Source organism: Bacillus sp. FSL R12-0074 (assembly GCF_038005725.1).
Lineage (GTDB): Bacteria > Bacillota > Bacilli > Bacillales > Bacillaceae_G > Bacillus_A > Bacillus_A mycoides.
The window spans coordinates 1,835,974-1,849,777 of record NZ_JBBOTR010000001.1; the positions used below are offsets into that span (position 1 = coordinate 1,835,974).

Annotated in this window: 10 protein-coding genes, 1 pseudogene and 1 riboswitch; of the genes and pseudogenes, 8 read left to right on the forward strand and 3 right to left on the reverse strand. The window is 33.9% G+C overall.

Going from position 1 to position 13,804, the window contains the following annotated elements; genetic code table 11:
- Positions 1–6: 6 nt before the first annotated feature.
- A pseudogene (locus NSS97_RS09585) lies at positions 7–279 on the forward strand (M23 family peptidase); the annotation flags it as partial.
- A gap of 59 nt (positions 280–338) precedes the next feature.
- Here NSS97_RS09585 and NSS97_RS09590 read toward each other — a convergent pair.
- Positions 339–1,634 carry an Nramp family divalent metal transporter gene (locus NSS97_RS09590; RefSeq protein WP_044440483.1) on the reverse strand — a complete coding sequence of 432 codons (1,296 nt, stop codon included), beginning with the start codon at positions 1,632–1,634 and terminating at the stop codon, positions 339–341.
- Between the two features lie 493 nt (positions 1,635–2,127).
- On the opposite strand from NSS97_RS09590, the gene trhO reads away from it, so the two are divergent.
- Complete coding sequence (gene trhO, locus NSS97_RS09595) at positions 2,128–3,087, forward strand: oxygen-dependent tRNA uridine(34) hydroxylase TrhO (protein WP_002086277.1); 960 nt, start codon at positions 2,128–2,130, stop codon at positions 3,085–3,087.
- Positions 3,088–3,145: 58 nt separating this feature from the next.
- On the opposite strand, the gene NSS97_RS09600 is transcribed toward trhO, so the two are convergent.
- Complete coding sequence (locus NSS97_RS09600; protein WP_044440484.1) at positions 3,146–4,621, reverse strand: hypothetical protein; 1,476 nt, start codon at positions 4,619–4,621, stop codon at positions 3,146–3,148.
- 176 nt (positions 4,622–4,797) lie between these two features.
- On the opposite strand from NSS97_RS09600, the gene panE reads away from it, so the two are divergent.
- Positions 4,798–5,730 carry a 2-dehydropantoate 2-reductase gene (gene panE / locus NSS97_RS09605; RefSeq protein ID WP_044440486.1) on the forward strand — a complete coding sequence of 311 codons (933 nt, stop codon included), beginning with the start codon at positions 4,798–4,800 and terminating at the stop codon, positions 5,728–5,730.
- A 62-nt stretch (positions 5,731–5,792) separates the two neighbouring features.
- Here the strand turns inward: panE and NSS97_RS09610 are convergent, their stop codons facing one another.
- Positions 5,793–5,921, reverse strand: coding sequence for a hypothetical protein (locus NSS97_RS09610; protein ID WP_002086273.1), 129 nt, complete (start codon positions 5,919–5,921; stop codon positions 5,793–5,795).
- Between the two features lie 139 nt (positions 5,922–6,060).
- Positions 6,061–6,207, forward strand: a riboswitch (cyclic di-AMP (ydaO/yuaA leader).
- A gap of 144 nt (positions 6,208–6,351) precedes the next feature.
- Between NSS97_RS09610 and NSS97_RS09615 the strand changes: the two genes are divergently transcribed.
- The 5 genes from NSS97_RS09615 to NSS97_RS09635 all read left to right on the forward strand — a co-directional run bounded on the left by NSS97_RS09615 (position 6,352) and on the right by NSS97_RS09635 (position 13,258).
- Entirely contained in the window at positions 6,352–8,178 is a 1,827-nt protein-coding gene (locus tag NSS97_RS09615; protein WP_044440488.1) for an APC family permease, read from the forward strand.
- 604 nt (positions 8,179–8,782) lie between these two features.
- Positions 8,783–9,943 carry a non-hemolytic enterotoxin NHE subunit A gene (nheA, locus tag NSS97_RS09620; protein ID WP_107887683.1) on the forward strand — a complete coding sequence of 387 codons (1,161 nt, stop codon included), beginning with the start codon at positions 8,783–8,785 and terminating at the stop codon, positions 9,941–9,943.
- Positions 9,944–9,974: 31 nt separating this feature from the next.
- Positions 9,975–11,183 carry a non-hemolytic enterotoxin NHE subunit B gene (gene nheB / locus NSS97_RS09625; protein WP_044440493.1) on the forward strand — a complete coding sequence of 403 codons (1,209 nt, stop codon included), beginning with the start codon at positions 9,975–9,977 and terminating at the stop codon, positions 11,181–11,183.
- 133 nt (positions 11,184–11,316) lie between these two features.
- A complete protein-coding gene (gene nheC / locus NSS97_RS09630) occupies positions 11,317–12,396 on the forward strand; it encodes a non-hemolytic enterotoxin subunit C (RefSeq protein ID WP_341112337.1) in 1,080 nt (359 codons plus the stop codon).
- Between the two features lie 235 nt (positions 12,397–12,631).
- Positions 12,632–13,258 (forward strand): LysE family translocator, encoded by a 627-nt coding sequence (locus NSS97_RS09635; RefSeq protein ID WP_044440497.1) that lies wholly within the window; start codon positions 12,632–12,634, stop codon positions 13,256–13,258.
- Positions 13,259–13,804 lie beyond the last annotated feature (546 nt).

Here is a 13,804-nt window from a genome sequence, read left to right on the forward strand (position 1 = left end):
ATCTAATCTGAAAATAAAGATTATTCAAGGGGTAAGGATGATTTTGAATCTATGGCTGTTAATCATATTTATTTACGACTAGATGAATCGGCGGTATTTTTGTTTCTTGCCCAAGTCGGTAACTCAGGAAGTTCAAGTGAACCACATTTACATATCCATCATCAAAGGCAGGATCCATCCAAGGTGAGTATGTTTTTCACGGAAGGCTTGCCACTTTATTTTCGAACTGAAAAAGGTGCGATAATGCCGGAAAGAGGGACATACATAAGTGGTAAGTAGAAGGAAATCATTTCATACAAAAAGGGTATTCCAAATCAAATTTGGAATACCCTTTTTTATTAACCTATAAATGTTTGATACAGTAAGAAAATATTTAAAACGATAATAAGTGCAGCGATTAACCACGCGATAAATGTTGTAATGCGATGGTTGACGAGTGCGCCCATAATCTTCTTATTACTTGTAAACATAATAAGTGGTACTAATGCAAAGGCAATACCGAAAGATAAGACAACTTGACTCATAACGAGAGCGTAAGTTGGATTTACACCTAAAGCGATAATAACGAGAGGCGGAATCATTGTTATAAATCGGCGTAAGTATAACGGAATATGCATTCGAATGAATCCTTGCATAATAATATCACCAGACATCGTACCAACAGAAGAACTAGATAAACCTGCTGATAAAAGTCCAATCCCAAATAATGCAGCCGATACAGGACCGACTAAATTACTGAACTGGTTAAAAGCAACATCAAGGTCTTCAACGTGCAAGCCGTTTTTAAAGAATAGTGCAGCTGCTACAATTAACATACTTGCATTAATTGCTCCAGCGATAACCATTGCAATAATAATATCGATGAATTCGAAGCGGAAAATCTTTTTCTTTTGTTCATCATTTGTTCCGACTACACGGCGCTGCGTTAAGGCCGAATGTAAATATATCGCGTGCGGCATTACTGTCGCACCTAAAATTCCAGCTGCTAAAAGGATGCTACCTACACCTTGGAATTTTGGAGTGAAAAGTCCTGAGAGTAGAGGGCTTAATTCCGGTTTTGCGTAAAAGACTTGGATACCAAAAGCGATAACAACGATAAAAATCATACCTGTTATGATAGCTTCTAATGGACGAAAGCCTCTGCGTTGAAATTCAAGAATAATAAATGATCCAACTGCTGTAATTAAAGCAGCTGGTAACATCGGAATTCCAAATAGTAAGTATAAGCCAAGTGCTGCCCCGATAAATTCAGCTAAATCTGTAGCCATAATAACGAGTTCCCCTTGTATCCATAAACCGATGGAAACTGGTTTGGGGAAGTTTTCGCGAGCTACTTCAGGAAGATTTCTCCCAGTAGCGATTCCTAATTTAGCTGATAAAGTTTGAATTAATACAGCCATTAAATTAGAAGCGAGTATTACCCAAAGCAATAAATACCCATATTGTGATCCAGCTGCGATATTTGTAGCGAAGTTCCCAGGATCAATATAAGCAACTGATGCGATAAAAGCAGGTCCTAAGAATGGTAACAGTCTTTTAAAGCCTTTTGTTTGTCCACTTAACGCTAAATGGGCTGATTGAACTGTTGTACTTTGAGAAGGGACTTGTTCATCTTTTGTTATATCTTTATTCATAGTAGTATTCCCCTTTGAAATCTTAACTTGATTAAAGTTTCACTTTATTCTTACTCATTATTTCAATACATTTGGATATATGATGTGGCAATTTCATTTGAACATAAAAGTTTCCTTAATGCAAATTATATGACTGTGTGCAATGAATGGTGTGACGATGCAAAAATATTTTGGGAGTTTATGGTTGCTGAATAAGGGAGAAGATAATAAATTATAGGGTTGTTTTTGAAATTTATGTGAACATACAGCCTATATTACAGCATATTAATTGATGGAAATGAAATTGTATGATATATAATATATTGGGATTACAACCTAACCGTAGTGTTTTGTTCTGTAATCTTGTTTTTATTTCTGTTAACTTATAGAAAAAATTGTAAATAGAAGAAAATAGGCTACGTATAATTTTGTATATATTTTCTTATTATATATGTTTTGATATGAACGTTAACTTATACATGATTTTAAAATTTAGATAGGTGGTAGAAATACATTGGCAACTACAAAACCATATAGAGTATTACTATATTACATGTACACAACAATTGAAAACCCAGAAGAATTTGCTGAACAGCATTTAGAATTTTGTAAATCACTTGAGTTAAAAGGAAGAATTCTTGTAGCGACAGAAGGAATTAACGGAACTTGTTCTGGAACTGTTGAACAAACAGAAAAATACGTGGAAGCGATGAATAATGATCCACGTTTTGCTGGAATCGTATTTAAAATTGATGAGGCAGATGAACATGCATTCAAGAAAATGCACGTACGTCCTCGTTCAGAGTTAGTTACACTTCGTCTAGAAGACGACATTAACCCGAAAGAAATTACAGGGAAGTATTTAGAACCAAAAGATTTTTATGAGGCAATGAAACAAGAAGATACAGTTATCATTGATGCACGAAATGATTATGAATTTGATTTAGGACACTTCAAAGGTGCGATTAAACCAGATATTGAATCATTCCGTGAATTACCAGATTGGATTAGAGAAAATAAAGAAACACTTGAAGGTAAAAAGATTTTAACGTACTGTACAGGGGGAATTCGTTGTGAGAAATTCTCAGGTTGGTTAGTTCGTGAAGGTTATGAAGATGTAAGCCAGCTTCATGGCGGAATTGTAACGTACGGAAAAGATCCAGAAGTACAAGGTGAACTTTGGGATGGTCAATGTTACGTATTTGATGAGCGTATCGCTGTACCAGTAAACCAAAAAGAGCACGTTATCGTTGGTAAAGATCATTTTACAGGTGAACCTTGTGAGCGCTATGTAAACTGTGCAAACCCTGAATGTAACAAGAAAATTTTATGTTCTGAAGAAAGTGAAGCAAAACATTTACGTGCATGTTCTCATGAATGTCGTGTACACCCACGTAATCGTTATATCGTGCAACACGAATTAACAGAAGAGCAAGTAGCTGCTACATTAGAAAAAATCGAAGCAGGTAAGTAAGCAAAATTAGCTTAATAAAAAAACAGATGGTAGCATCTTGCTGCCATCTGTTTTTTATTTACTTCGTATCTTTTTTCTCTTTAACAGCAGATAATACAGTTTGTTTTACCCATGCTTTTCTTCTTTTATGCTGTATAGCCCATTGGTATAAACCTTGTGCACCTAAAATGAGGGAAATGACTATACCGCTAATCGCTATTAATAGAGCGAAAAATTCAAAAGGCGATGATATTTTGTTTGAATCGGTGTTTCTTAAAAGATCAATCATAGTAAACCCTAACATTTGGCCTACAACAGAATAGAGCGTTAAAATTAATAATAAGAGGCTATCTTTTTTTGAAGCAACATTTTCTTGATATTTAAATAAACTATCGAGATTTTGTTTCGCGTTCGTGTACAGTACTTCAATGTTAAAAAGTTTTCTTAGACGAAAGAAAATATCTTCACTTTGTGATTGGGATACTAATTCTAAAGAAAAATAATTAGCTGTAAACGAATTTATTGAATAAATTAATTTCTCAATCTCATTTGTGTCTTGTTCAATATTTAATTCAGCATAGGCGTTTGCCATCTTTAATAAAACAACTTTATGAAATAAATTTAATAATAAAGCGTAATAAAACTCCCCGTACATTTGGCTAGCAAGTTTAGCTATTTTATTATCATCTTCGTTCGTAATACATGTGAAAATATGTTCTTCCATTATGAAATAACGATTAGGAGCCCACCTTTGATAGGCGTGTTGTTTTAAATAATCATGAATATAAGGGAGATTATTCGCGCTTACATAGGGTTTTCCATCACTTGTTAATCCAGAAAGACTGGAAGTACGATAAACATCAATTACATTAAGTTCCATATTTTCTTTTAGGGATAATAAAGTTTGAACGTACATTCTTTGGTCTTCGAAGAAAGGGAAGGTTTGAAAGTATGAACTTCTTACTCTTTTCTTCTCAAAAAAGTCCGTTAAACCGTTAAATAAATAACCAAAAATGAACTTTTCAACTTGTGAATACCTATTTCCGTTACATTCTATACAAATGGTTTCGTCCTTTTCATTTCGCGTTTCAAGTACGCGAAAGCGAGCAGCGAATTCTATTGCTTCTGATAATGTTATAGTAGGAGAAATGTTAACTTCTGTTCGGATTGTTAGAAACCCAAGTTCATAAGGACAAAGTGTTACATCAATTGAGTGCACTGTGAACGGGACAGAGATAAGATTTGTTGTTAAATGGCCGTTTAAATTGAGATCTTTAGAATAGCGCTGTAATCCTTTTTGATGCTCAGAATGAGGGAAGAGAATTTTATTCGTAAATGAAAGATAGTATGCTTCCATATTTTGATGTGAAACATGAAACTCCCCGTAATATGTATTTTCATCTTCGAGATGATCGAGTCGAAAGGGCCGGAAATCATTTTTTTGTAAGAAAGGGAACATATTTTGTTCATATCCACTTTTGAACGAAAATGGGAAAATAAATTGAAAAATAGCGGTTGATACATATTTTTCTTCGATCGTTTGTATTGCCTCCATTTATATTGTTTCCTTTCAATGTAAGCTATAGAAACAACATGCCCTAATCTGCTAAAAAATAACCACGGGATTTTCATAGAATTAAGAATGAAAATTCAGCTTATTCATTAGGCGACATGTATAATCTTATGTATACTAAAAGGAGTAGAATTGTGTTTTGAAAAGGGGGATGTATTATGCGTATTTTAGTATTAGGAGCCGGAGGCGTTGGAGGTTTTTTTGGTGGCCGACTTGCCGAAAAGGGAGAAGATGTAACTTTTCTCGTACGTAGTAAACGGAAAGAACAATTAGAGGAAAAAGGTCTTGTTATCCGAAGTATTAACGGCGATTTTTCATTTCAACCGAAACTAATAACGAAAGAAGATATTACCACTCCATTTGATGTGATTTTATTCTCAACAAAAGCGTATCACCTAAACGAGGCAATAACAGATTTGAAACCATTTGTAGGAGAGAATACAGTAATAATTCCAGTGTTAAATGGTATCGCTCATTTAACACTATTACAAAAGGAATTCGGCGTGGAAAAAGTAATTGGCGGTTTATGCTTTATCGAGACGACGTTAAACGATCAAGGAGAAATTGTACAAACTAGTGTTGCCAACAGACTTGTATTTGGGGAAATTAAGCCTCAAGATTCAGAGAGAATAAAGCTTATTTCTAAAACATTTGCAGATACAAAAGCTAGTTTTGTTTTAAGTGAAAATATTGTGCAAGATATGTGGCATAAATATTTATTTATCACCGTAATGTCAGGTGTGACAACATTAATGCGTGCGCCGATAGGACCGATTCGTGAGAGTGATGGAGGCCGAGAATTTATTAGGAACTTATTTGAAGAATCAGTGCAAATCATGAAATCTATGGGGGCTCCAGTTAAGGACAATATCGCCCAGGAACATATGAAAACGATTGATAAAATTTCGTATGATATGAAGTCATCGATGCAACGGGATATGGAAAAAGGTTCGCTCATTGAAGGGAAGCATTTACAAGGATACTTATTGAAATTAGCAGAGGAAATGTCTATAGATGTGCCTTTATTAAGTGTTGTGTATCAAAATTTAAAGATATATGAAAAAATGATTTTTACTAAAGAAATGGTATGAAAAAGAGTAAAGGATAGCAAAATATAAATGTTGCTATCCTTTTTTTGTTTCTTTTTGACAATTTATTCGTTTCTTTTCGGTTTATCTGTCGTATTTCGTTCTCTTTCACGTTTACCATATAGCTGATTAATTTCATTTGCTACTGCATCTAAATATGAATCGGAAAAAAGTGGCTTCTTTTCTTTAGACATACGGGTCTCCTTTGTGGATTTTTAGTATTCATTATGTATATTTTTCGGTGGATTATGCGCAATCGTTTTAATTTTTTTCTTTTTTAAAATTTTTGTTTACTTTTTGAAAATAAAGGAGTATTATAATCCACAGTTTCAATTTTCTAAATCGCTGAAGCCGCATGGTGCGGGGGACCCGTTCTTATGGATTAGTACATAATCCAATGGGGTGAATCCTTGAAAAAGGTAGGGCTACTCATAGGCCCGAATCCGACAGCTAACCTCGTAAGCGTTATATTGAGAAGGAAGGTGGAGCTTGTGCGACAAAAAAAATAATGTCTACAAGTCTATTTCGTTATGGCTTGTAGACATTTTTTGTTTTCTGAAGAAATAGTTTATCCGCTGTAATTAGCAGAAAAATTCGTGCAAAATTATTGGAGAGTGGACAGCAGTGGTTTCATCTATCAAAAGGTTTTTAATTGGAAGGCCGTTAAAATCAACTGAGTTAGGAGAGCAAAAGCTTAATAAAACGAAGGCGCTAGCCATTTTATCTTCTGACGCATTGTCATCGGTTGCATACGGACCAGAGCAAATATTAATTGCACTAGCAGGCCTTGGAGCGGTAGCTTATTGGTATTCCATTCCGATTGCAATTGGGGTATTAGTATTATTGACAGCTCTTATTTTATCTTATCGACAAATTATTTTTGCTTACCCTCATGGCGGCGGAGCATATGTTGTATCAAAAGAGAATTTAGGGATGAACCCAGGCTTAATAGCAGGAGGATCTTTATTAGTTGATTACATTTTAACGGTTGCAGTAAGTGTATCTGCGGGTACAGATGCGCTCACATCTGCTTTTCCTAGCTTACATGCACATAATGTAATCATTGCGATTATATTTGTCATATTGATTACCATCTTAAATTTAAGAGGCGTAACGGAATCAGCTTCCGTTTTAGCATATCCGGTTTATTTATTCGTTGTAGCATTATTTATATTAATTGGTGTAGGAATATATAATATTTTGACTGGTCACGTTTCACCCACGCTGCATTCGCCAATTGGAACACCAGTTGCGGGAATTAGTTTGTTCTTACTGTTACGAGCATTTGCTTCAGGAAGCTCTGCTTTAACGGGTGTTGAGGCGATATCTAACGCAATTCCAAACTTTAAAGATCCTGCACCTAACAATGCAGCGAAAACATTGCTTGCAATGGGTGCATTACTTGCAGTTTTATTTTCTGGAATTGTCTTTTTAGCTTATTATTACGGAATTAATCCAAGTAAGGAAGTAACAGTCGTTTCACAAATTGCTGAACAAACTTTTGGACGTAATTTCATGTACTATTTCATACAGGGTACAACAGCTTTAATATTAATTCTTGCGGCTAACACAGGTTATTCTGCATTTCCACTATTAGCGGTTAATCTTGCAAAAGATAAGTTCATACCGAGAATGTTTACGATTAGAGGAGACCGCCTAGGTTATTCAAACGGTATTATTATACTTGGGATTTCTTCGATTATTTTAATTGTAGCTTTTCAGGGGAAAACAGAACACTTGATTCCGCTATATGCAGTAGGGGTATTTATTCCGTTTACACTTTCTCAAACTGGAATGGTACTAAAATGGCTTCGTGAAAAGCCTGAAGGATGGGCTTTAAGATTAACGGTCAATTTAATTGGTGCAGTCATTAGTTTTATCGTAATGAGTATGTTCTTTTTAACTAAATTCGCACAAGTTTGGTCGATCCTTATTTTCTTACCTGCCATTATCTTCTTGTTCCATCGAATAAAGAAGCATTATGATGCAGTGGGGGATCAATTAAGTTTAAAAACTTGTGAACCACTTGTTCCGATTGAAGGGAATGTAATTGTCGTTCCTGTAGCTGGTATGACTCATGTAGTAGAAAATTCACTGAACTATGCTAAAGCTCTTTCTGCAGATCAAGTTATCGCTGTGTATGTTGCTTTTGACAGAGAAGAGGAAAAGAAATTTGAAGAGAAATGGGAGAAGTGGCAACCTGAAGTAAGGCTTGTTACATTACATTCTCATTATAGAAGTATTATTCAGCCGCTAACAAAATTTATTGATACAGTACAATATAAGGCGAGTGAATCAAATTACCGAGTTACGGTCGTTATACCACAGTTTATTCCGAAAAAAGGTTGGCATAACATTCTTCATAATCAGTCTAGTTTACTCATTCGTGCGTATTTACTCTATAAAAGAAATGTTGTTATTACGACAGTTCCATATCATTTGAAAAAGTAATAAGATTTTTTAAGGATAGCTTCACGAAAGTGAAGCTATCCTTTTTGTGTATATGCTATGCATAATTGCATATAGGCCTTAAAGTTATATTGGTATAATATAATCACTTATGAGTAAACAGTGTTTTTTGTTGTGATATATGGATATTTTAATGGAGGAAGTTAAGTGGATTTTATTTTGGAATAAGGACATGAGGTCTTGAAAATAAAGGGAATTAAAATACTTCTTTACGATAGATGAATAGCTGTGTTTAAATGACCTTACAGTACAAAACTTTAATAAAAACAAAACGGAATTTCATATTTACGTGCGTTATTTATCTTAAAATGAATAATATTTTCATGTAATATATTCACTGTGTGAATATGGAAATTGCGATGAAACAGAAATTTTATACAATATTATTCATACTAAGCACATGCGAAAAGTTATGAAATGTTTTATAACAATAAGTAAGTACTGTAGAAATAAAGTTTGAGAGAGGTGTTTCGTACATGACTCACGGTGAGAACGTTCTCTATTTTTAACCATCTCAAATAATGTGCAAGAAAATAGAATAATAAAATGCGATAGTAATAGTTGCTAATACATAGGAGGGGTTAAAGTGAAAAAAACTTTAATTACAGGGTTATTGGTTACAGCAGTATCTACGAGTTGCTTCATTCCTGTAAGCGCTTACGCTGAAGAGGGGCAACCAAAGGTGAAAGTATTAAACGTGCAAAATGTAATTGCTCCAAATACATTATCAAATTCAATTAGAATGTTAGGGTCACAGTCACCACTTATCCAAGCATACGGATTAGTTATTTTACAACAACCAGACATTAAGGTAAATGCGATGAGTAGTTTGACGAATCATCAAAAATTTGCAAAGGCGAATGTACGAGAGTGGATTGATGAATATAATCCGAAGCTAATCGACTTAAATCAAGAGATGATGAGATACAGCACTAGATTTAATAGCTATTATAGTAAGCTCTATGAACTAGCAGGAAAAGTAAATGAAGATGAACAGGCAAAAGCAGATTTTACAAACGCATATGGAAAATTACAATTGCAAGTCCAAAGCATTCAAGAGAGTATGGAGCAAGATTTATTAGAGTTAAATCGATTTAAAACGGTATTAGACAAAGATAGTAATAACTTATCAATTAAAGCTGATGAAGCAATAAAAACACTGCAAGGATCAAGTGGAGATATTGTGAAATTAAGAGAAGACATAAAAAGAATTCAAGGGGAAATTCAAGCTGAACTAACTACTATTTTGAATAGACCACAAGAAATTATTAAAGGTTCTATTAATATCGGTAAACAAGTATTTACAATCACAAATCAAACTGCACAAACGAAAACAATCGATTTTGTTTCTATCGGTACTTTAAGTAATGAAATTGTAAATGCTGCAGATAGTCAAACGAGGGAAGCAGCTCTTCGTATTCAGCAAAAACAAAAAGAGCTACTACCACTTATTCAAAAGTTATCACAAACTGAATCAGAGGCGACTCAAATCACATTCGTTGAAGATCAAGTAAGTAGCTTTACAGAACTAATTGATCGCCAAATCGCAACTTTAGAAACGTTATTAACGGATTGGAAAGTTTTAAATAATAATATGATCCAAATTCAAACGAATATTGAAGAAGGCACGTATACAGACAGTAGTTTACTTCAAAAACATTTCAATCAACTCAAAAAAGTAAGTGATGAAATGAATAAGCAAACGAACCAATTTGAAGATTACGTTACAAACGTTGAAGTACATTAAAAATAAGTAACGATATAGGGAGAGAAGAAAAATGACAAAAAAACCTTATAAAGTAATGGCTTTATCAGCACTTATGGCAGTATTTGCAGCAGGAAACATTATGCCAGCCCATACGTATGCAGCTGAAAATACAGTGAAACAAGCCCCAGTTCATGCGGTAGCAAAAGCTTATAATGACTATGAGGAATACTCATTAGGACCAGAAGGCCTAAAAGATGCAATGGAAAGAACAGGTTCAAACGCTTTAGTAATGGATCTGTACGCTTTAACAATTATTAAACAAGGTAATGTTAACTTTGGTAATGTATCGTCAGTTGATGCAGCTTTAAAAGGTAAAGTGATTCAGCATCAAGATACAGCTAGAGGGAATGCACAACAATGGCTAGATGTATTGAAGCCACAGCTTATTTCAACGAATCAAAATATTATTAATTACAATACGAAATTCCAAAACTATTATGATACTTTAGTTGCTGCGGTTGATGCAAAGGATAAAGCAACTCTTACGAAAGGTCTAACTAGATTATCAAGTAGTATTACTGAAAATAAAGCGCAAGTAGATAAGTTAGTAGAAGACTTAAAGAAATTCCGAAATAAAATGACGTCGGATACTCAAAATTTCAAGGGAGATGCAAATCAAATTACATCCATCTTGGCTAGTCAAGATGCTGGAATCCCGCTTCTGCAAAATCAAATTACAACGTATAATGAAGCAATTAGTAAATATAATGCAATTATTATCGGTTCATCTGTTGCGACAGCTTTAGGCCCAATTGCAATTATCGGTGGTGCAGTAGTTATTGCTACTGGTGCAGGAACGCCGCTAGGAATCGCATTAATTGCAGGTGGTACAGCAGCTGTAGGTGGTGGAACAGCTGGAATCGTATTAGCGAAGAAAGAGCTTGATAATGCACAGGCAGAAATTCAAAAGATAACAGGACAAGTTACAACTGCGCAATTAGAAGTAGCAGGATTAACGAACATTAAAACACAAACTGAGTATTTAACAAACACAATTGATACAGCAATTACAGCGTTGCAAAATATTTCAAACCAATGGTATACAATGGGATCGAAATATAATTCATTACTTCAAAATGTAGACTCTATTAGTCCAAACGACCTTGTTTTCATTAAGGAAGACTTGAATATAGCTAAAGATAGCTGGAAAAACATTAAAGACTATGCAGAAAAGATTTATGCTGAAGATATTAAAGTAGTAGATACGAAAAAAGCATAATAGCGATTAAACTGTTACAACGTGATGTATAGATAATTAGTTATTGTAAAATAGAGAGCTCCTGTTCAGTAGTGAGCAGGAGTTCTTTTACCTCTAACGTTTCATATCCTCATAAAAAGAATAGGTGATAAGTATGCGTAGTAATTTCTATAAAAAATGCCTTTTAACGATAATGATTGCTGGAGTGGCAACGAGTAATGCATTTCCTTTACATCCTTTCGCAGCAGAACAAAACATAAAAACATTACAAGAGAGTGCAAAAAATTATTCTCTCGGACCAGCAGGGTTCCAAGATGTAATGGCGCAAACGACATCAAGTATATTTGCGATGGATTCATATGCAAAATTAATTCAAAATCAACAAGAGACTGATTTGAGTAAAATAAGTTCAATTAATGGTAATTTAAGAGGGAATATGATTCAGCACCAAAGAGATGCAAAAATTAATGCGGCGTATTGGTTAAATAATATGAAGCCTCAAATTATGAAAACGGATCAAAATATTATAGATTACAACAATACTTTTCAAGCGTACTATAGTGACATGCTATTAGCGATTGATCAAAAAGATAGCGTAAAGTTAAAAGCGGATTTAGAAAAGTTGTATGCGGACATTTTAAAGAATCAAAATGAGGTAGATGTATTATTAGGGAATTTGAAAGCTTTTCGCGATAGAATGGCGAAAGACACAAATAGTTTTAAAGAGGATACAAATCAATTAACAGCGATTTTGGCAAGTACGAATGCTGGTATTCCAGCTCTAGAGCAACAAATAAATACATATAACGATTCGATCAAAAAGAGTAACGATATGGTGATTGCTGGTGGTGTACTTTGCGTAGCACTAATAACATGTCTTGCTGGCGGACCGATGATTGCGATTGCGAAAAAAGATATTGCAAATGCAGAACGAGAAATAGCCAGTTTAAAGCATAGAATTTCTGGAGCACAAGCAGAAGTGGCAATTTTGACAGATGTAAAAAATAAAACAACAAATATGACAGAAACAATTGATGCAGCAATTACAGCACTGCAAAACATATCAAATCAGTGGTATACGGTAGGTGCGAAATATAATAATTTACTACAAAACGTAAAAGGAATCAGTCCCGAAGAATTTACCTTTATAAAAGAAGATTTAAATACAGCGAAAGATAGCTGGAAGGATGTAAAAGATTATACAGAAAAATTACATGAAGGCGTGGCGAAATAAATAGCGGACTAGTTCCACTGTTTATTTTTTTTATCCCGTTTTTTGTGAGAGCCGAGCTTGTAATTTTACCCATAAGTTTGCCGTGTGTTTTATCAATGTAACTTTAGGATAATGTTTGATCAAATTGATACTAATAACCTCGATAAACTCCTGATCACGCTTTTTATATTTAATATTTTTAGTAAAAAAGCTATACTATAGGAAAAACTAAAAATTGGAAAGGAAATACTAGAACATGGAAAATTATTTGTTATTTATCCTTACAGCAATCCTAATCATAATAATGCCTGGTCCCGGTTTTGCTTTAGTTACAAAAAACACTATCTCGCATGGTAAAAATGGTGGGATAAAGACTGTTTTAGGAACGATATCTGGAATGATGATTCATACAATAATGGCTACACTAGGACTTTCTGCTATCCTAATGAAATTTGCTATGCTATTTACATTTATAAAATATGCTGGAGCTTTTTATTTAATTTTCTTAGCTGTAAAGTCAATTAAAAGTGCCTTACATAAAAAAGAAGATATGTCAGGTTCAGTGGGAATGAACTCTAAGGATATTGGAACGATTAAAAGTTTTAGACAAGGATTTACCACGGCAATCTTAAATCCAAAAACTGCTGTGTTTTTCCTTAGTTTTTTACCCCAATTTATTGTGAGTAATCAAAATCATTTCCTACAATTTCTTTTATTAGGAGTCACATTTACGACTTTGACAGCAATATGGTATTTACTTTATATCTCACTAATACGTCAATTAAGAACTTTTTTAAGAAAAGAAAAAGTGAACCGTACAATAGAAGGTATTACTGGCGCAGTATTGTTAGTATTTGGAGTTAGGTTATTTTTCCAAAAATAAATATGTATATGAAAAGAGAAATAATCAATGGTGGTTATTTCTCTTATTCATTTATTCTAAAACTATCATTTTACAATTGACTTCACACCTTCATACTAATCTTATATACCTATCTAACATGGGCTTTAAAAATGAGGTCCTTAATCACTTGACACATTTTGCTGTATAAGAAAAAATCAAGGTAGTTTAGATAATTTAAGCAAAATTGATACTTCATCTTTTCTCTTAACTAAGCAATTTAATTTTTATGTATTATAACTTAAGGGCTGAGGAACAAATTTTTCTTCAGCTACTAACCCGCTAATAAAATTCTGGATATTTCCCAAAAATGTTTACTGTAATGGGATATAAGGGGAACATATATTAGGCATGGTATTTCCTTTTTTAGTTTGATTGTGATGCGGTGGGCCCCCCATATAAAAGAAACCACAGTTTACATCCAAACTGCGGTATTTCGACGTACAAGGAATTTCATAAATCATTAGTCACTGTCTAAATTGTACTCCTCATTTATCAATATCTGTTTCTATTTTTTTACTTTGCAAA